Annotated in this window: 14 protein-coding genes; 6 read left to right on the top strand and 8 right to left on the bottom strand. The window is 70.9% G+C overall.

Going from position 1 to position 19,701, the window contains the following annotated elements; all coding sequences use genetic code 11:
• Positions 1 to 16 precede the first annotated feature (16 nt).
• Together MTDSW087_RS23105 and MTDSW087_RS23100 are read right to left on the bottom strand one after the other, a co-directional pair.
• Complete coding sequence (locus MTDSW087_RS23105) at positions 17 to 526, bottom strand: TIGR00645 family protein (protein WP_144767224.1); 510 nt, start codon at positions 524 to 526, stop codon at positions 17 to 19.
• 70 nt (positions 527 to 596) lie between these two features.
• Complete coding sequence (locus tag MTDSW087_RS23100) at positions 597 to 2,009, bottom strand: aminotransferase-like domain-containing protein (protein ID WP_144767223.1); 1,413 nt, start codon at positions 2,007 to 2,009, stop codon at positions 597 to 599.
• A 209-nt stretch (positions 2,010 to 2,218) separates the two neighbouring features.
• On the opposite strand from MTDSW087_RS23100, the gene aptA reads away from it, so the two are divergent.
• Positions 2,219 to 3,565, top strand: a complete 1,347-nt coding sequence (gene aptA, locus MTDSW087_RS23095) for an omega-aminotransferase AptA (RefSeq protein ID WP_144767222.1) — start codon at positions 2,219 to 2,221, stop codon at positions 3,563 to 3,565.
• 49 nt (positions 3,566 to 3,614) lie between these two features.
• On the opposite strand, the gene MTDSW087_RS23090 is transcribed toward aptA, so the two are convergent.
• Entirely contained in the window at positions 3,615 to 6,551 is a 2,937-nt protein-coding gene (locus MTDSW087_RS23090; RefSeq protein WP_144767221.1) for an FAD-binding and (Fe-S)-binding domain-containing protein, read from the bottom strand.
• A gap of 97 nt (positions 6,552 to 6,648) precedes the next feature.
• Here MTDSW087_RS23090 and MTDSW087_RS23085 point away from each other — a divergent pair, with 97 nt between their 5' ends.
• A complete protein-coding gene (locus tag MTDSW087_RS23085; RefSeq protein WP_280525287.1) occupies positions 6,649 to 7,782 on the top strand; it encodes a threonine aldolase family protein in 1,134 nt (377 codons plus the stop codon).
• Between the two features lie 19 nt (positions 7,783 to 7,801).
• Here the strand turns inward: MTDSW087_RS23085 and MTDSW087_RS23080 are convergent, their stop codons facing one another.
• The 4 genes from MTDSW087_RS23080 to ggt form a co-directional block, all read right to left on the bottom strand.
• On the bottom strand, positions 7,802 to 8,917 hold the full coding sequence (locus MTDSW087_RS23080) for a DUF2125 domain-containing protein (RefSeq protein WP_144767219.1): 1,116 nt from the start codon (positions 8,915 to 8,917) through the stop codon (positions 7,802 to 7,804).
• A 113-nt stretch (positions 8,918 to 9,030) separates the two neighbouring features.
• A complete protein-coding gene (locus tag MTDSW087_RS23075) occupies positions 9,031 to 9,465 on the bottom strand; it encodes a hypothetical protein (protein ID WP_144767218.1) in 435 nt (144 codons plus the stop codon).
• A 145-nt stretch (positions 9,466 to 9,610) separates the two neighbouring features.
• On the bottom strand, positions 9,611 to 10,393 hold the full coding sequence (locus MTDSW087_RS23070) for a lysophospholipid acyltransferase family protein (protein ID WP_144767217.1): 783 nt from the start codon (positions 10,391 to 10,393) through the stop codon (positions 9,611 to 9,613).
• Positions 10,394 to 10,456: 63 nt separating this feature from the next.
• Entirely contained in the window at positions 10,457 to 12,256 is a 1,800-nt protein-coding gene (gene ggt / locus MTDSW087_RS23065; RefSeq protein WP_144767216.1) for a gamma-glutamyltransferase, read from the bottom strand.
• A gap of 310 nt (positions 12,257 to 12,566) precedes the next feature.
• Here ggt and MTDSW087_RS23060 point away from each other — a divergent pair, with 310 nt between their 5' ends.
• The 4 genes from MTDSW087_RS23060 (at position 12,567) to MTDSW087_RS23045 (ending at position 18,583) form a co-directional block, all read left to right on the top strand.
• Positions 12,567 to 12,887: a rhodanese-like domain-containing protein gene (locus MTDSW087_RS23060; RefSeq protein ID WP_144767215.1), complete on the top strand. Its 321-nt coding sequence runs from the start codon at positions 12,567 to 12,569 to the stop codon at positions 12,885 to 12,887.
• 217 nt (positions 12,888 to 13,104) lie between these two features.
• On the top strand, positions 13,105 to 14,244 hold the full coding sequence (locus tag MTDSW087_RS23055) for an efflux RND transporter periplasmic adaptor subunit (protein ID WP_144767214.1): 1,140 nt from the start codon (positions 13,105 to 13,107) through the stop codon (positions 14,242 to 14,244).
• Between the two features lie 119 nt (positions 14,245 to 14,363).
• Positions 14,364 to 17,567: an efflux RND transporter permease subunit gene (locus tag MTDSW087_RS23050; protein WP_144767213.1), complete on the top strand. Its 3,204-nt coding sequence runs from the start codon at positions 14,364 to 14,366 to the stop codon at positions 17,565 to 17,567.
• 149 nt (positions 17,568 to 17,716) lie between these two features.
• On the top strand, positions 17,717 to 18,583 hold the full coding sequence (locus tag MTDSW087_RS23045; RefSeq protein WP_144767212.1) for an MBL fold metallo-hydrolase: 867 nt from the start codon (positions 17,717 to 17,719) through the stop codon (positions 18,581 to 18,583).
• Between the two features lie 195 nt (positions 18,584 to 18,778).
• Here the strand turns inward: MTDSW087_RS23045 and MTDSW087_RS23040 are convergent, their stop codons facing one another.
• On the bottom strand, positions 18,779 to 19,486 hold the full coding sequence (locus tag MTDSW087_RS23040) for a glutathione binding-like protein (RefSeq protein ID WP_144767211.1): 708 nt from the start codon (positions 19,484 to 19,486) through the stop codon (positions 18,779 to 18,781).
• Between the last annotated feature and the right edge of the window lie 215 nt (positions 19,487 to 19,701).

Here is a 19,701-nt window from a genome sequence, read left to right as displayed (position 1 = left end):
CCCCGCCTTCGCCGGCCTACTTGTCGTGGTGCCCCGCCGCGATGCGGTCGGTCAGCGCCATCAGGATGCCCGAGACCACGAAGACCATGTGGATGCCCACCAGCCAATAGAGCTCCCGGTCGGTATAGGCCTTCACGTCCATGAAGGATTTCAGGAGCTGGATCGCCGAGATCGCCACGATCGAGGACATCAGCTTCAGCTTCAGCCCGGTGAAGTCGATCGTGCCCATCCATTCGGGCCAGTCCTTGTGGTCCGTATGGTCGAACTTCGAGACGAAGTTCTCGTAGCCCGAGAACATCACGATGATCAGCAGCGAGGCCGTGAACGAGAGGTCCACCAGCGTCAGCACGCCGAGGATGGTCTGGGCCTCGTTCGACTCGATGGCGTGCAGGATGAAATGCGCGAGTTCCTGCAGGAGCTTCACGAGCAGCACCACGAGGCCGATCGCCAGCGCCCCGTAGAACGGTGCCAGCAGCCAGCGGCAGGCGAACAGGGCTCGCTCGAACGCGCGTTCCAGATTGTGCATCTCACCCCCAATCGGTCGGATCGGCCGGGATGTGGCACGCTCAAGCTACAGCGGCAAGACGAGGCCGGGCTCAGGCCGCGCGCCGCTCCCGTTCGAGAAAGCGGAACAGCGGCGCGGCATTGGCGTGGGCCACGTTGAAGCGCAGGAAGGCCGTGGGCTCCTGATGCGCCCGGAAGAGCTGGCCGGGCGCCAGCATGATCCCCTCCGCGGCGGCGCGCTGGGCGAGGCCCGGCACGTCCGGGCAATCCTCGAAGCCGGCCCAGAGGAACATCCCGTTGGTCGGCCGGTGGAACAGGCGCATGCCGACGCCGATGAGCGCGTCGGCCACGCTCTTCTGCTCGGCGGCGAGCTTCTCGCGGAGCCGCGCGATGTGCAGGCGGTAATGCCCCTCGGCGAGGATCGCGTGGACGAGGCTCTCCGCGATCTCGGAGCTCGTCAGGCCCATCGCCATCTTCAGGTGCAGCAGGCGCTGCGCGTTCTCGGGGCTGCAGGCGAGGTAGCCGACCCGGAGCGAGGGCGAGATCGTCTTCGAGAAGCTGCCGACATGGATGACGCGGCCGAGCTGGTCGAGGCTCGCGAGGCTCGGCGCCGTCTCCGCCGCGAAGGAGGAGAAGATGTCGTCCTCGACCACCAGCATGTCGTGCCGCTCGGCGATGCGCAGGATCTGGTAGGCGGTGCCCGGCGCGCAGGCCGTGCCGGTCGGGTTGTGGAAGTTGGTGTTGGTGAAGAAGAGCTTCGGGCGGTGGCGCTCGGCCAGCGCCTGGAGCGCGGCGACGGAGGGGCCCTGCACCGTGCGCTCGACGCCGACGATGCGCACGCCCATGGCGTGGAGCAGGGGATAGAGGTTGCAGTAGCCGGGATCGTCCACCAGGGCGACGTCGCCGGGTTGCAGGAAGGCGCGCATGGTCAGGTCGAGGGCCTGGCTGGCGCCGTGGGTCAGCACGATCTGGTCGGGCTCGCAGCCGATGTCGCGCTGGGCGAGCAGGAGCTGGATCGCCCGGCGTAAAGGAGCGTAGCCGAGCGGGTGGCCGTAGCGCAGCACCAGCCGGTCCGGCCGGCGGGCGAGGCCCGACAGGGCCTGCTTGATCCCGTCGGCGAAGAGGTGGCTGTCGGGCAGCCAGCCGCAGCCCGCCTTGATGGTCGGCGCGTCCTCCTCGTAGACCCGCTGCAGCAGCCAGCCGGAATCGAGCGAGACCGGGACGGGGCGGCCCCGCGCGGGCCGGCGCTCGGCCGGGCGGGGCGGGATGAGGCGGGCCGAGACGAAGTAGCCGCTCGCCCGGCGCGCCTCGAGCAGCCCGTCGGCGACGAGGCGGTTATAGGCGTTCGACACGGTGAGCGTGCTGACCCCGCACTGCGCCGCGAGCTTGCGCACCGAGGGCAGGCGCGCGCCCGGCGCCAGACCGCCGCCGCGGACCCGCTCCGAGACGGCCTCGACCAGCTGCGTGACGAGCGGCGTCGCGCTGTCCGGATCGAGGGTGAACATAGACAGTGTCCGTCTGCGGGCAGGCCGCTTCCCTAGCCTGGATCATCCCCGCAGCAAAGCCGAGAGGGGGATAGCGCGCGGAGAGGCCGAACTGTCGATATCCTGCTGCCGATACAGCTGCGCGCCTCAGGGTCGGAACTGTCGATAGGCAGGCAGCCCCGTTCCGGGCGATAACGGGGCATCCCAATCGGACCGGATGCGAGGACGGCATGGACCAGCATATCGAGGCGCAGGGCGACGACCGCCAGCTCAACGTCGAGCCCTACTGGCTGCCGTCCCCCCCCAACCGCCACTTCAAGGCCGATCCGAGCCCGCGCATCCTCGTCTCGGCCAAGGGCGCCTATTACCGCACGGCGGAGGGGCACGAGCTGTTCGACAGCCTGTCCGGCCTGTGGTGCTGCCCCATCGGCCACGGCCATCCGCGCATCGTCGAGGCCCTGACCCGGCAGGCCCAGACCCTCGACTATTGCACCGCCTTCCAGATGAGCAATCCGGTCACCCTGCGGCTGGCCGAGCGCATCGCCGACATGGCGCCCGAGGGGCTCGACCACGTCTTCTTCGCCAATTCCGGCTCGGAATCGGTCGACACCGCCCTCAAGATCGCGCTCGGCTACCACCGCCTGCGCGGCGAGGCCGGACGCTTCCGCATGATCGGGCGCGAGAAGGGCTATCACGGCGTCGGCTTCGGCGGCATGTCGGTCGGCGGCATGGTCGCCAACCGCAAGATGTTCGCGACCGCGATGATCCCGGGCGTCGACCATCTGCGCCACACCCACGACTATGCCGAGATGGCCTTCTCGAAGGGCCAGCCGGAATGGGGCGGCCACCTCGCCGACGACCTGGAGCGTCTGGTGGCGCTCCACGATGCGGCGACGATCGCCGCCGTCATCGTCGAGCCGGTCCAGGGCTCGGCCGGCGTGATCGTGCCGCCCGTCGGCTACCTGCAGCGCCTGCGCGAGATCTGCACCAAGCACGGCATCCTGCTGATCTTCGACGAGGTCATCACCGGCTTCGGCCGCATGGGCGCGCCCTTCGCCGCCCAGCGCTTCGACGTGATCCCGGACATGATCACCTTCGCCAAGGGCATCACCAACGGCATCGTGCCGATGGGCGGCGTCATCGTGCGCAAGGACATCTACGAGACCTTCATGCAGGGCCCGGCCGCCGCGGTGGAGCTGTTCCACGGCTACACCTATTCCGGCCACCCGCTCGCCGCGGCGGTGGCGCACGCCACCCTCGACGTGATGGAGGAGGAGGACCTGTTCGGCCGCGTGCGCGAGCTGGAGGGCGTGCTGGAGGGCGCGGTCCACGACCTGCGCAGCGAGACCGGCCTGCGCGACATCCGCAATATCGGGCTGACCGCCGCGATCGACCTGGAGCCCCGCCCCGAGCCGGGCGCCCGCGCGCGGGCGATCTTCGAGCGCGGCCTGCGCGAGGGCATCCTGCTCCGCTTCACCGGCGACACCATCGCCATGGGCCCGCCCTTCATCTCCACGCCCGACGAGATCCGCCGCATGGTCGAGATGCTGCGCGGGCTGATCCGCGCGGAGCGCTGAGGGGCACTCTCCCTCCTCCCTCAAAAGGGGGGAGAGCATCGGGCCGCCCTCAGGATCCGATGAGGGCTCGGTCGAGCACGCGGGCGACATGCTCCGCCTGCCGGCCGAGGCCGTCGTGGATCTGGTGGCGGCAGCTCGTGCCGTCGGCCACCACCAAGTCGTCCGGGCCCGCCTGGCGCAGGGCCGGGAACAGGGACAGTTCGGCCATCGCGAAGGACACGTCGATCGTGTCGGCCCGGTAGCCGAAGGCGCCGGCCATGCCGCAGCAGCTCGACTCGATCACGCGGACGTCGAGGCCCGGCACCCGGCGCAGCACGGTCTCCACCGGCCCGAACGCCCCGAACGACTTCTGGTGGCAATGCCCGTGCAGATGCGCGACCCGGCCGCCCTGGTGGGCGAGGTTCAGGTCGATCCGGCCCGCCGCGAGGTCGGCGGCGAGCAGCTCCTCGAACAGCACGGCCTGCCCGGCGAGCGCCCGGGTCTCGGCGCCGGGCAGGAGCGCCAGGAACTCGTCGCGGAAGGTGAATAGGCAGGAGGGCTCGAGCCCGACGATGCGCGCCCCGGCCTGCGCATAGGGCAGCAGCGCGTCGAGGGTCCGCCGCGCCTCGGCCCGGGCCCGGTCGGTCTGGCCGGAGGCGAGATAGGTCCGGCCGCAGCAGAGCGGGCGGCGTCCCGTCGCGGGGCCGACGCGGTGCAGGCGGTAGCCCGCGGCGCGCAGCACCCGCTCGGCGGCCTCCAGGTTCTCGCGCTCGAAGGCGCGGTTGAAGGTGTCGCCGAACAGGACGATGTCGCGGAAATCGCCGCTGACGTCCTGCGGGTGGGCGAACTCGCCGTCCTCCCGCCAGGGCCGGCCCCAGCGCGGCAGGGAGCGGCGGGCGGAGAGGCCGGCCATCTGCTCGGAGAGCCGGGCCAGGCCCGGCAGGCGGTCGCGCAGGTTGAGGAGGGGCGCGAGCCTGCCCGCCACGCCCGCATAGCGCGGCAGCTCGGCCACCAGCCGCTCCCGCAGGGGCAGGCCGTGGCGGGCATGGTAATGGTGCAGGAACTCGATCTTCATCCGGGCCATGTCGACGCCGGTGGGGCATTCCCGGCGGCAGGCCTTGCAGGAGACGCAGAGGTCGAGCGTCCGCTTCAGCTCGGGGCTGGTGAAGGCGTCCGGCCCGAGCTGGCCGGAGATGGCGAGCCGCAGGGTGTTGGCGCGCCCGCGCGTGAGGTGCTGCTCCTCGCCCGTCGCCCGGTAGGAGGGGCACATGGCCCCGCCCGCGAGCTTCCGGCAGGTGCCGTTGTTGTTGCACATCTCGACCGCCGGGCCGAACCCGCCCCAGTCCGACCAGTCGAGGACGGGCTTGGCCGGCGCCTCGACGCGGTAATCCGGCTTGAACCGGAACAGGGCGCGGTCGTCGAACTTCGGCGCGCGGACGATCTTGCCGGGGTTGAGGCGGTTCTCCGGGTCGAACCCGTCCTTCACCGTCTCGAAGGCCCGGGTCAGGCGCGCGCCGAACAGCGGCTCCACGAATTCCGAGCGCGAGATCCCGTCGCCGTGCTCCCCGGAATAGGAGCCGTGATAGCGGCGCACCAGCTCGGCGGTCTCCTCGGCGATGGCGCGCATCCGGGCGACGTCGCCGCCCTGCTTCATGTCGAGGATCGGCCGCACGTGCAGGCAGCCGACCGAGGCGTGGGCGTACCAGGTGCCGCGGGTGCCGTGCTTGGCGAACACCTCGGTGACGGCATCCGTATAGTCGGCGAGGTGCTCCAGCGGCACCGCGCAATCCTCGATGAAGGAGACCGGCTTCGCGTCGCCCTTCATCGACATCATGATGTTCAGGCAGGCCTCGCGGACCTCCCAGACGGTGCGCTGCCGGGCCGGCTCGACCACCTCGACCACCGCGTCCGGGAAGCCGTGATCGCCCATGCAGGCTTCGAGGCGCCTGAGGTCCCGCCTCAAGGCGCCGAGGTCGTCGCCTGCGAACTCCGTCAGCAGCAGGCAGTTCGGCCGGCCCCTGGTGATGTCGGCGAGCGTCGTGCGGAACAGCGGGATGTCGGCCCCCAGCACCAGCACGTTGTTGTCCACGAGCTCGACCGCCACCGGCGCGAGGTCGACGATGGCCTGCGTCGTCTCCATCGCGGCCCGGAAGGAGGGAAAGTGGCACACGCCCATCACCCGGTGCGCCGGCAGCCGCGAGAGCTTCAGCGTCACCGCCGTGGTGGCGGCGAGCGTCCCCTCCGAGCCGACGAGGAGATGGGCGAGGTTCGGGCGCGGCTCGATCAGGCTGTCGAGGTTGTAGCCGCCGACCCGGCGCTGCACCTTCGGATAGACCCGCTCGATCTCCTCGCGGTGGGCGCCGGCCAGGGCCAGCATGCGCCGCGCGAGGTCGGCGGCCCGGCCCGAGCCGGTGACGCCCTCCGCATCGTTGCCGGTGAGGCCGAAGCCGAAGGGCTCGCCGTCGTGGAAGAGCGCCTCGAGGCCGAGCACGTTGTCGCTCATCTTGCCGAAGCGCAGGGAGCGGGCGCCGCAGGAATTGTTGCCGGCCATGCCGCCGATGGTGCAGCGGCTCGCGGTGGAGGGCTCGACGGGGAAGAACCAGCCATCCGCCTTCACCCGGGCGTTCAGCCGCTCCAGCACGATACCGGGCTCGACCGTGACGGTGCCGGCCTCCGGATCGTAGGCGCGGATCCGGTTGAAGTGGCGCGAGCAGTCGAGGATCAGCCCCGCGCCGATCGGCTGCCCGTTCTGCGAGGTGCCCCCGCCCCGCATGACGACCGGCACGCCCTGCTCGCCCGCGATCGCCAGGCAGGCGGCCACGTCCTCGGCATCCTGCGGCAGGACGATTCCGGTCGGCATGATCTGGTAGATCGAGGCGTCGGTGCTGTAGCGCCCGCGGCTGAAGGCATCGAAGCGCACCGTGCCCCGCACCGCCCCGGCGAGGCGCCGTTCCAGTTCCGCGGCCTCAGCCGAGGGGCCGTTCGTCGGCCGGGCGCTTGCTCCCATGGTCTCGCCTTCGATCTGGGCCAGGAGCGTGTTCTATAAGACCTGCGCCGGGCGCGGTCTGCCCGGCGCCGTTGCCGCATGCCGCGAGAGAGTGACCGTGACCGTCGATCTGTTCAGCGATACCCAGACCCGTCCGACGCCCGGCATGCGCGAGGCCATGGCCCGGGCCGAGGTCGGCGACGAGCAATCGGGCTCGGACCCGACCACCAACGCGCTCTGCGCGCGCGTGGCCGACCTCCTCGGCATGGAGGACGCCGTGTTCATGCCCTCGGGCACGATGTGCAACCTCGCCGCGATCCTGGTCCAGACCCGGGCGGGGGACGAGATCATCGTCGACGACCAGTCCCACATCTACAACACCGAGGCCGCGGGCGCGGCGGCGATCGGCGGCGTCTCGGTCCGGCCCCTGCCGACGCGCAACGGGCTCTACACGCCGGAGCAGGCGGAGGCGGCGATCCGCACGCCCCAGCGCACGGCGCCGCGCTCGGCCCTGATCTCCATCGAGCAGACCACGAGCTTCTCCGGCGGCTCGATCTGGGATCTCGGGACCATGCGCGCGATCCGCGACATCGCGCGGGACCGGGGCCTCAAGGCGCATATCGACGGGGCGCGGCTCCTCAACGCGGTCGCCGCCACCGGCATCCCGGCGCGCGCCTATGCGGAGGGGTTCGACAGCGCCTGGATCGATCTCAGCAAGGGGCTCGGCTGCCCGGTCGGCGCCGTCCTGTGCGGGACGAAGGCCTTCGTCACCGAGGCGTGGCGCTGGAAGTACCGGCTCGGCGGGGCCATGCGCCAGAGCGGCGTGCTGGCGGCGGCCGGGCTCTACGCCCTCGACCACCATCTCGACCAGCTCGCCGAGGACAACGCCAATGCCCGCCGCCTGCGCGAGGGGCTCGAAGGCGCGCCGGGCCTCGCCTTCGAGCCGGAGGCGGGGCAGTCGAACATCCTCAGCTTCTCGGTGGCCGGGCTCGACGTGCCGGCCGCCGTCTTCGCGGAGGCCTGCCTCGCGCACGGGGTGCGCATACGGGCGATCGGCGAGCAGATCCGCGCCACCACCCATCTCGACGTGGACTGTGCCGGCATCGCCCGCGCCGTCGCGGTGATCCGCGCGCAGGCCGACGCCTTCGCAAGGACCAGGGATTCCGAAGGGACAAGTCCCTTCGGTGGGGTGTCGGGGCGAAGCCCTGACGGGCATTTCCAGGGCTCCGCCCTGGACCCGCGAAAGGGGTGACCCCTTTCGAAACCCGGATTCAGTAGAGGGCGGGCAGGCGCACGTTCGGGATCTGGAAGGGGCCGAACAGGAGGCGCCCGTCCACGAGGCGCAAGGGGGGCAGCGGCTTCAGCGGCGCCTCGCCCGGGACCGCAGCCTCGGCCCCGCGCGGCTTGGCGAGGCTGCCGAGGAGGCCGCCGATCAGGTTGCCGACGAGGGCGCCGCGATCGGCGCCGTAGCGCTGGCCGACGAGGCCGGCGACCAGCCCCTCGACGCCCGCGGCGCGCAGGTCGATCTGCCCGGCCGGGCGGTGGGCCTCGTCGATGTCGAGGCTGCCCTTGGCCTGGACGCGGTTCGCGCCCTTCACCAGCGACAGGCCCGCGATGTCGAGGCTGCCCTCGGCCTGACGCCATTTCTCCAGCTCCCGCGCCACGGTGCCGGTGCGCAGCACGGTCGCCCGGGTCAGGGTCGCGTCGAGGGCGAGGTCGGCCGGGTCGCGGTTACCGACGAGCGCGTCGGCGATCGGCGCGAGCGCCTGGGTGAGGCGCAGGCTGATATCGACCGCCCCGTCGCTGTCGAAGCGGCCGGGCGTCGGGCGGGCATGCAGTTCCAGATGCTGGGCCGCGACCGAGACGGGCTCCGGCACGGCCCCGGCCACGTCGATCTGCGGCCCGTCGACCGCCAGCGAAGCGCGCAGGAAGCCGTCCGCCGTGCCGTGGAAGCTGCCGCGCAGGGCGGTCCAGCGGGCCTCGCCGGTCAGGTCGCCCTGGCGGACCTGGAACGGGCCCGCCGCCTCGAACAGGGCGTGGCGCGGCTGGTAGATCTGGACGACCGCCGTGAGCGGCCCGAGGGTGAAGCCGCCATCCGAGCGGGCCAGCGCCAGCGAGCCGCAGCGCAGCTCCAGCCGGAAGGGGTAGCCGGTGATCGAGCGGTCGGCGCAGGTCCAGGCCCGGCCCGCGGCGGCCTCGCGGGCGAGCCAGCCGTCGATCTCGCGGCCCGCCCGGTCGCGGACGTAGAACCAGCCGGCCGACCAGAGCGCGACGACGAGGCCCAGCAGGATGAAGGGCAGGAACAGGCCGAGGCGGCCGCGCCGCCGGCTTGCGGGAGGCGGGGCCTCGGAGAGGCCGCCGGCCGGGTTCGCGCCGTTCTGCGCCATGAATCCTCGCCTCGTCGCCGCCGGCACGGGGCCGGCCCGTTCCCCCTCCCGCAATGCGCGGGACGATGCAAGGGGCGGCAAGGGACGGCGATGTGCGCGGGGTACCGGCCGGTTCAGGCTCCCTCGACCGACAAATCCTCGACGATGGCGGCGCGGGCAGCCTCGTTCTCGGCGAGGCGATGGACGTGCATCTCGGTCGCGCCGGAGGTCCGGACCCGGGCGAGCCAGGTGCGCTGCAGGTGCTCGCGCGGGCTCTCGCCGGAACTCGCCACCGAGACGAGCTGGGCGATGCCGGCGGTGTCGCGCCGCACGGCCATGACCACGGCCTCGCCGATCTCGGAGAGGTCCGGCTGCTCCTCGATGGCGTGCACGCCCACCACGTAGCGCTTGCCCGAGCGGCCCCGCCAGGCCGAGAGCGCGAGGGCTGGGCTGCCGCGCAGGCCGGCCGTCGTTCTGAGGCGTTCTTCCCGCACGTCCTGCCTCCGTGTGCGATCGTCCTTCAGGTCGCGGAGCGCGGCCGACCAGGACAGGGCTCGTTTGTTCGCCATTTGTTCTGTTCTACCCTGCGTTCTCCACAGGCGTCAAGGCCGCCGGATCACAGGCCTGAGATGGGATTCCCCGCGGCGCGCGCAAGCGCGCGCGAGCCCGCGGCGGCACTCTGCCGCGTGCGGTAGCGCACGTCCGCGACGGGGATCAGGCGGCCGGGGTGCCGGCCGGGGTCTCGCCCTGCGGGCCGGGCACCGGATGGCCGTTCGCGGCGAGCTCCGCCCGTCCGGCATCGAGCAGGGCGTTCGAGGCGGTCTCGATCCGCTCCAGCATCTCGGCATGGAAGGCGGCGCGCTCCATTCCCGGCTGGATCGGCGGCAGGACCTCGATCACCGCCGTGCCGGGCCGGCGCAGGAAGCCGCGGCGGGGCCAGAACAGGCCGGTATTGAGCGCCACCGGCAGGCAGGGCACGGCGAGCGCCGCGTAGAGGTGCGAGAGGCCCTGCTTGTAGACCGGCGGCGCGTTGGTCGGCCGGCGCGTGCCCTCGGGGAAGATGATGATCTGGCGCCCATGCGCGATCGCGTCGGCGGCGGCCGTGTTCATCAGGGCCATCGCACGGCTGCCCTTGGAGCGGTCGATCGCGATCATCCCCCCGCGCGCGAAGTACCAGCCGACGACGGGGACGAAGAGCAGCTCCCGTTTCAGGATGTAGGCGAATTCGGGAAAGATCGTGCAGAGGGCCAGGGTCTCCAGGGCCGACTGGTGCTTCGCCGCGACGAGGATCGGCCCCTTGGGGATGTTCTCCAGGCCGCGGAACTCCACCCGGATGCCGGCCGCGACCCGCAGCAGCCAGATCCCGCCGCGGGCCCAGAGCCGGGCGACGCCGAGCACCGGGCGCCGGGCCACGAGGGCCGGCAGGCAGCCGAGCGCGACGATCGTGGTCAGCGCGTAGAAGCCGAGGTTGAAGGCGAGGGAGCGGAGGAAGAGCATGGGGACCCGTGCGGACGCGCGGGTCCCTTTAGCTCGCCTTCGCTCCGCGGACCAAGTCCGACCTCAATATCCGTCCGCCAGCGTGCTGCGCTGGCGCGGGTCGGAGGAGCCGGCGAGCAGGCCGTCGAGGCGCATCACGGAATTGGCCGAGCCCGAGGTGGCGCCGACCTTCACCGCGTGGCCCCGGGCCTTGAGCAGGGCCAGGGTGTCGGGGGAGAGGCCCTCCTCGGCGAGCAGCACGTCCGGGCGCCACTGGTGGTGGATGCGCGGGGCGGTCACCGCCTCGGCGAGGTTCATGCGGAAGTCGATCAGGTTCACGATGACCTGCAGCACCGTGGTGATGATGCGGCTGCCGCCGGAGCTGCCGGTGACGAGGAACAGGCGCCCGTCCCTGAACACGAAGGTCGGCGTCATCGAGGAGAGCGGGCGCTTGCCCGGCGCCACCGCGTTCGCGTCGCTGCCGACCAGCCCGTAGGCGTTCTGCGCGCCGGTCTTGGCCGAGAAGTCATCCATCTCGTTGTTGAGGAGCACGCCCGTGCCCTCGGCGATCAGGCCGATCCCGTAGGAGAAGTTGAGGGTGTAGGTGTTGGCCACCGCGTTGCCGGCCGCGTCCACCACCGAGAAATGCGTGGTCTGGTCGGATTCGTAAGGGAGCGGGTCGCCGGCCCGGATCGCGTCGGCGGGGCGCGCCCGCTGCGGGTCGATGGCGGCGCGCAGGCTGGCGGCGTAGCCCTTCGAGAGCAGACCCCTCACCGGCACCTTCACCCGGTCCGGGTCACCGAGATAGGTCGCGCGGTCGGCATAGGCGGGCTTCATCGCCTCGGCGAGGGTGTGCAGGGCCGCGGCCGAGCCCGCGCCCATCCCGGCGAGATCGAACCCCTCCAGGATGTTGAGGATCTGGATCAGGTGGATGCCGCCCGAGGAGGGCGGCGGCATCGAGACGATGTCGTAGCCGCGATAGGAGCCGCGCACGGGCTTGCGCAGCTCGACCGCGTAGCCCGCGAGATCCTCCGGCGTCATGACGCCGCCGGCCGCCTTCACCGCGGCGGCGATCCGCTCCGCGACCGGCCCCCTGTAGAAGGCGTCCGGCCCGCGCTCGGCGATCGTCCGCAGGGTGTCGGCGAGGTCGGTCTGGACCAGGGTCTCGCCGCGGCCGCGCACGCGCTCGCCGTTGAAGAACACCGCCCGCGTCGAGGGCCAGCGGCCGAGGAGCCCCGCCACCTGCGGCAGCGAATCGGCCAGGCCCCCCTCGACGCCGATTCCCTCGCGGGCGAGGCGCTCGGCCGGGGCGATCAGGTCGGCGAGGCTGAGTGTGCCGGAGCCGTAGAGCCGGTGCGCCTCCGCGAGGCCCCGCACGGTGCCCGGCACGCCCACCGCCTTTCCGCCGTTGGTCGAGGCGTCGCGGTCGGGCTCGCCGTCGGCCTTCAGGAACATGTCGGCGGTGGCGGCCTGCGGCGCGGTCTCGCGATAATCGATCGCCACCGTCTCGTTGCGGTCGGCGAGGTGGACGAGCATGAAGCCGCCGCCCCCGAGATTGCCCGCCTGGGGCAGGGTCACGGCCAGCGCGAAGCCCACCGCCACCGCCGCGTCCACCGCGTTGCCGCCCCGCTTCAGCACCTCGATGCCGATCCGCGTCGCGCGCGCCTCCTGCGAGGCGACCATGCCGCGGGGGGCCAGCGCTGGCAGGATCCGCGCCTCCTGGGAGGGGATCGGGACGGGGTCCCGGGCCGCGGGCGCGCGCTCCTGGGTCGCGGGGGGGCGCTCCAGCACCGCGGGCGCCTGCGCGGCGGCGGGCGCCGCGGCAAGCAGGGCGAGGAGGATGAGCGCGGCGCGGGCCGGGCGGTGGGTGAGCGGGCCGGGCATGGCGGCAAGATAGGGCGTTCCGCCGGGAAGGGGACGGCCTGCAAGCGGGGCGCGGTCCGGTGTCACGATACCGGCCGCACGCACAACGCTGTGTTGCGCCCGGCGGGGCTGACGAATAAGGAAAAGCGTCAGCCCACCGAAGGCGCGGCGCTTTTCGCCGCCGCGCAGCCTCGGGAGGATCGGGCGGGACCGCCGCGTCCCCGCCACGTCCTCTCCCCGATGCAGAGGCGCTTTTCGCCCGCGGAGCCCGCGGAACCGAGGATGGCAGCCGTGCCCCTGCCGGGGTCGGCCTGCGGGAGGAAGTCTGCCGATGCGTGTGGTCGATCTCGACCGGGATACGGTCAAGAAGGGGCTCGCCGACGGGACGATGCTGGTGATCGACGTGCGCGAGCCCCACGAATACGAGGGCGGCCACATCCCCGGCGCCGTCACGCACCCGCTCTCCGCCTTCGATCCGGCCGCCCTGTCCGACCTGATCCGGCAGGACGGGCGGCGCCCGGTCTTCGCCTGCGCCGCGGGCGTGCGCTCGCTCCACGCGCTCCACGCCATGCAGAGCGCCGGCCACGCCACCGAGGAGCATTACCGCGGCGGCTTCAAGGACTGGTACGCCGCCGGTGAGGCGGTTGAGTAATCCGCATACCCACCCGTTTCGGCCGGGACGAATCGGCGAAACGGCCACGCCGTGTGCGATGCCGCACAACCCGGTTCCGCGCGAGGGACTAGGGCGCAGGAGCCGGACCCGGCCCGCGCCTGCCAGCGTGCGGGACATCGTCTCGGAACCCTCAGACCACGCATCCCCGCCCGCAGGCTTCGCCGCGGCCGGCGGGCCGATGCTCAGGGACCACACCATGCGCAGCCGGCTCGTCCGCCTCCTCCCGCTCCTCGCCGTGCTCGCCGCGTATCCCGGCGGCGCGGCCCTCGCCCAGGCCCCCGGCGGTCCGCCGCCCAAGGTGACGGTGGCCAAGCCCGTGGTCCGCGAGATCGTGGAGCAGGACCAGTATACGGGCCGGTTCGACCCGATCGAGTTCGTCGAGGTGCGCGCCCGCGTCACCGGCTATCTCGACAAGATCCAGTTCACGGACGGCGCCACGGTGAAGAAGGGCGACGTGCTCTTCGTGATCGACCGCCGGCCCTACAAGGCGGCCCTGGAGCAGGCCCAGGCCGCGCTGACCTCGGCCAAGGCGCGCCTCTCCTTCACGCAGACGGACCTGGAGCGCGCCCAGACGCTGTCGCGGGGCGGCAACATCTCCGAGCAGGTCACCGACCAGCGCCGGCAGGCCTCGCAGACGGCGCAGGCGGATGTCGACAGCGCCGAGGCGGCGCTCCGCAACGCTCAGCTCAACTACGACTTCACCGAGGTGAAGTCGCCGATCGACGGGCGCACCAGCCAGCGGCGCGTCACGGAAGGCAACATCGTCATCACCGACCAGACGATGCTGACGACGATCGTCTCGCTCGACCCGATCTATTTCGGCTTCACCGTCGACGAGAAATCCTTCCTCAAGTACCAGGCGAGCCTCGGCATCGGCATGGGCCAGACCCAGCGCGGCAAGGGCGTGCCGATCATGATCGCCCTCACCGGCGAGCAGAAGCCGACCCGCAAGGGCACCCTCGACTTCGTGGACAACCGCGTCGACAACCAGACCGGCACGGTGCTGCTCCGCGCCACCGTCGAGAACCCGGACGGGTTCATCAAGCCCGGCCTGTTCGGCATCGTCTCGATGCCGGCGACCAAGCCCTTCCAGGGCGTGATGCTGCCCGACGAGGCGATCTCCGCCAACCAGGACAAGCGCATCGTCTACCTCGTCTCCGAGGACGGCACGGTCTCGGCCCGCGAGGTCAAGCTCGGTCCCAAGGTCGACGGCTACCGGGTGATCCGCGAGGGGCTGAAGGGCGACGAGACCGTGGTCATCAACGGCCTCGCCCGCGTCCGCCCGGGCGCCAAGGTGACGCCGGAATCGCAGACGCTGCCCCCGAGCAGGACCTGAGCGGGCCGCGCCCCGCGCCATGACAGCCAAGGGCCGCACCCGCGGGGCGGGAGCGGCCCTCACGACACGCAAGGGACGCGAGGCGGCGCCTTCGGGAGGCCGGCCGAGAGGTTAGACCGATGCGCTTTGCCCATTTCTTCGTGGACCGGCCGATCTTCGCCTCGGTCACCTCGATCATCTTCCTGCTTCTCGGCTTCGTCGCCTACGAGACGCTGCCGGTCTCGCAGTACCCCGAGATCGTGCCGCCGACCGTGACGGTGCGCGCCTCCTTCCCCGGCGCCAACGCCGAGACGGTGGCCGCGACCATCGCGACGCCGATCGAGCAGGAGGTCAACGGCGTCGACAACATGCTCTACATGACGTCGTTGTCCACGAACGACGGCAACATGCTGCTGACGGTGACCTTCAAGGTCGGCACCAACCTCGATATCGCGAACGTCCTCGTCCAGAACCGTCTCTCGGTGGCCCAGCCCCGCCTGCCGCCGGACGTGCGCAACCTCGGCGTCACCGTGCGCAAGGCCTCGCCCGACCTGATGCTGGTCGTGCACCTGCTGTCGCCGAACAAGACCTACGACCAGAACTACCTGGCCAACTACATCTACCTGAACATCCGCGACGAGCTGCTGCGCCTCGACGGCGTCGGCGACATCACGATCTTCGGCGGCAACGAATACGCCGAGCGCATCTGGCTCGATCCCCAGAAGCTCGCCGCCTACGGCCTGACCACCAACGACATCACCACGGCGCTGCAGGAGCAGAACGTGCAGGTGGCGGCCGGCGCGCTGAACTCGCCGCCCGCGGCGACGGGCCAGGCCTTCCAGCTCGTGGTGCAATCGCAAGGGCGCTTCCAGACGCCGGAAGAGTTCGCGGAGGTGATCGTCAAGGCCTCCGACGGCCGGCTCGTGCGGGTGAAGGACGTGGCCCGCGTCGAGATGGGCCAGAAGGACTACACGACGAACTCCTTCCTCAACGCGACGCCGGCGGTGGGCATCGGCGCCTTCCAGCGCCCCGGCACCAACGCCCTCGATGCGGCCGCCTCCGTCCGCAACGTGATGGAGAACCTGAAGAAGAACTTCCCGCCGGACGTCGAGTACCGCATCGCCTACAACCCGACGGAGTTCATCGAGGAATCGATCCACGAGGTCTACAAGACCCTGTTCGAGGCGGTCGGCCTCGTCGTGATCGTGGTGCTCGTCTTCCTCCAGAGCTGGCGCACGGCCCTGATCCCCGTGCTCGCGATTCCCGTCTCGCTGGTCGGCACCTTTGCGGCGATGGCGGCCTTCGGCTTCTCGCTCAACAACCTGACCCTGTTCGGGCTGGTGCTCGCCATCGGCATCGTGGTCGACGACGCCATCGTCGTGGTCGAGAACGTCGAGCGCAACATGGCCGAGGGGCTCTCGCCCGGCGAGGCCGCGCACAAGACCATGGACGAGGTGGGCTCGGCCGTCGTCGCCATCGCGCTGGTGCTGGCGGCGGTGTTCATTCCGACCGCCTTCATCCCCGGCATCTCGGGGCAGTTCTACAAGCAGTTCGCGCTCACCATCGCGGCCTCGACCCTGATCTCGGCCTTCAACTCGCTGACCCTGTCGCCGGCGCTCTGCAAGCTGCTCCTGAAGCCGCACCACGCGCATGCCAAGCCGAAGTTCTTCCTCACCCGCTTCGTCAACTGGCTGGCGAGCCTGTTCAACCGCGGCTTCGACTGGCTGTCGCACGGCTATTCGCGCACGATCCACGGGCTGACCACCTACACGATCGGCCTGATCGCGATGCTGCTCGTCTACGCGGCGGTGATCGCGGGCACGCTCCACCTCGCCCGCACCACGCCCACGGGCTTCATCCCCGACCAGGACCAGGGCTACCTGATCGGCGTGGTGCAGCTCCCCTCCGGCGCCTCGCTCGACCGCACCACCGAGGTGGTGAACCGCGCCGCCGCGGAGGCCCGCAAGATCGAGGGCGTGACGAACACCGTCATCATCGCGGGCTTCGACGGTGCCACCTTCACCAACACCACCAATTCGGGCGTGATGTTCATCACGCTCGCGGGTGCCAAGGAGCGGGCGACCAAGGGCCGCTCGGCCGCCGTCATCACCGGCGACGTGCTGAAGGCGACCGCCAACATCCAGGAGGCCCGGATCATCGTGATCCCGCCCCCGCCCGTGCGCGGCCTCGGCCAGGGCGGCGGCTTCAAGATGCAGATCGAGAGCCGGCAATCCTCGGCCATCGGCCCGCTGCTCGCCAATGTCGGCGAACTGCTCGGCCAAGCCAACCAGAGCAAGGATGTGACGCGGGTGTTCACCACCTTCGGCAACGACACGCCGCAGCTCTATCTCGACATCGACCGCACGGTGGCGCGGATGCTGAACGTGCCGCTCGGCAACGTCTTCTCGACGGTGCAGGCGGCGCTCGGCGGCGCCTACGTCAACGACTTCAACACGCTCGGCCGCATCTATCAGGTGCGCGTGCAGGGCGACGCGCAGTTCCGCGTCTCCAAGCAGGATATCGAGCAGCTCAAGGTGCGCTCCTCCACCGGCGCCCTGGTGCCGATGGGCACGCTCGCCACGATCCGCGAGATCACCGGCCCGCAGATCGTGCAGCGCTTCAATCTCTACTACTCGGTGCCGGTCCAGGGCGTGGCCCAGCCCGGCATCTCCACCGGCCAGGCGCTCGACGCCATGGAGGAGATCGCCAAGAAGAGCCTGCCCGACGGATATTCCTACGACTGGACCGAGATCGCCTACCAGCAGAAGGCGGCCGGCGGCACGGCGATCTACGTCTTCGCGCTCGGCGTGCTGCTCGTCTTCCTCGTGCTCGCCGCACAGTACGAATCCTGGGCGCTGCCGCTCGCGATCCTGCTGGTGGTGCCCACAGGCGTGCTCGCCGCCCTGTTCGGGGTGCAGCTCAGGGGGCAGGACAACAACATCCTGACCCAGATCGGCCTGATCGTGCTCATCGGCCTCGCCGCCAAGAACGCCATCCTGATCGTGGAATTCGCCCACGACATCGAGGAGAACGAGCGCAAGGGGCCCGTCGAGGCGGCGGTCCAGGCCTGCAAGCTGCGCCTGCGCCCGATCCTGATGACGGCCTTCGCCTTCATCCTCGGCACCCTGCCGCTCGTGATCGCCACGGGCCCGGGCGCCGAGATGCGCCAGGCGCTCGGCACGGCGGTGTTCTTCGGGATGATCGGCGCGACCTTCTTCGGCCTGTTCCTGACGCCGGTCTTCTACGTGGTGATCCGCCGCTTCGTGATCTGGATCGCCAAGAAGCGCGGCAAGGACCCGCATGCCGAGGAGCCCGGCCACGGCCATCCGAGCCCGGCGCACTGATCCGGGGTCGAATCCAAGGTCGAACCCGACGACACGAACCCGCCGGCCGCGAGGCCGGCGGGTTTTTTATTAGCCCCCGCTCGGGCTGCGTTCAGGCGCGCGGCCTGATACCGCTCTCGGAACGATCCTCGAGCCGCGAGCTGAGTCCCGTGCCCGGTTACCTGCCCTTCGCGGGCGCCCTGAAGCTGCCCGCCTATACCTGCGACAATTGCGGCTTCTGGCAGCGCCATTTCGAGGCGCCGCCCGCCTGCCCGATGTGCCTGGACGCCCGCCACGTGGTGCCGCAGGACGGCTGGCGCTTCCGCACGGCGGCGGAGGCGCAGGCCGCCTTCCCCTGCCACTGGCAGGAGCTGGAGCCGGGAATCTGGCGCTTCTGGAACGAGCCCGTCTCCGGCATCGGGCCATCCGCCTACCTGATCCGGACCGAGAACGGGAATATGGGCTTCGAGGGCTGCCCGGTCTTCAGCGAGGCGGCCCTCGACCAGATCGAACGGCTCGGCGGCATGCAGGTGCTCTCGGCCTCGCACCCGCATTCCTACGGCGCGCTGGTGCAACTGCAGGACCGCTTCGATCCAGAGCTCTGCCTGCCGGCGGCCGACTTCACCTGGAGCGCGGCGCTGCAGGTCTCCTGGCCCTACGACGACTTCCTCGAGCCGCTGCCCGGGCTGGAGCTGCACCGGACCGCCGGCCATTTCGACGGGCATGCGGTGCTGTTCGACCGCGAGCGGAAGATCTGCTTCTGCGGCGACGCGCTGAAGTTCGAGCTCGATCCGGCGGATTTCCGCCGGGCGCGGACCATCTCGGCCCACAAGGCCTTCGTGCGCGGCGTACCGCTGACCGTGAACGAGCTGCGCCGCTACCGCGACGTGTTCGAGCGCCTCGACTTCACCCAGACCTGGACGCCCTTCGAGCCGGCCGCCAATGTCGGCCGGGCCGAGGTGCTGGCGCTGATCGATGCGATGCTGGGCAGCCGGCCCCACGCGGCACCGGTGCCGCTGGAGGCGTTGCGGACGTAAGGGGTAATCCGCCCGGGGTCTCCCGCCCCAGGTCGGGCAGGTCCTCGAAGCGGGCCGGATGAAGGGAATTCGGCTTCCAGGGATGCAGGTGAGCCGCGACGTGCCCCCTCTCCCGAACGGGAGAGGGAACCCGCGCCTCGTCCGCGAGGCGTTGTGCGAACGGACAGGCTCCCGCCAGGATGCGGGAGAGGTCCCTCAGCGCTTCGTGTTCGCGGCCGTCTGCCCGAACATCACCTTCTTGGCGTCCTCGCTCATGGTCTGGCCGAGGTTCGGGTTGACCTCCGGTCCCCTGGCGTAGGCGGCGACCGTGCCGGCGCGGTCGCGCACGCTCTCGAACCAGCGCTTCAGGTTCGGGTGGTCGTCGAGGTTCTGGCCCTGCTTCTCGTAAGGCACGATCCACGGATAGCAGGCCATGTCGGCGATGCTGTAGTCGGTGCCGGCCACGTAGGGGCGGTCGGCGAGCCGCCGGTCGAGCACGCCGTAGAGGCGGTTGGTCTCGTTGAGGTAGCGGTTGATCGCGTAGGGCACCTTCTCGGGCGCGTATTGCGAGAAGTGGTGGTTCTGGCCGAGCATCGGCCCGAGGCCGCCCATCTGCCAGAACAGCCATTGCAGCACCTCGGCCCGGCCGCGGATGTCGGCGGGGAGGAAGCGCCCGGTCTTCTCGGCGAGGTAGAGCAGGATCGCGCCCGATTCGAACAGCGCGATCGGCGCGCCGCCGCCCGCGGGCGCGTGATCGACGATCGCGGGCATGCGGTTGTTCGGGGCGATCGCCAGGAAATCCGGCTTGAACTGCTCGCCCGCCCCGATGTTCACCGGCTGGATCCGGTAGGGCAGGCCGGTCTCCTCCAGGAACATCGTGACCTTGTGGCCGTTCGGCGTCGGCCAGTAGTGGAGATCGATCATCGTCGTCCTCGTGCATCCCCCTCGCGCAGCCGGAGGTGGGTCGCGGGGAGAGCGGGGTCAAGCGGGCAGGATCAGCCTTGCCGCTGCGCCGCGGAATCCGTAAAACGCAGGCGTGGCGGGGTGTAGCGCAGTCTGGTAGCGCACCTGGTTTGGGAGCATCGGGGCTAAGCCCCCTTAACCTCCTGTGCCGACAGCGGAATGGCCGTTTCCGGTTC

The organism is Methylobacterium dankookense (assembly GCF_902141855.1).
GTDB lineage: Bacteria > Pseudomonadota > Alphaproteobacteria > Rhizobiales > Beijerinckiaceae > Methylobacterium > Methylobacterium dankookense.
The sequence above is the reverse complement of the archived record's forward strand: the minus strand, read 5'-3'. Positions and strand labels throughout refer to the sequence as shown.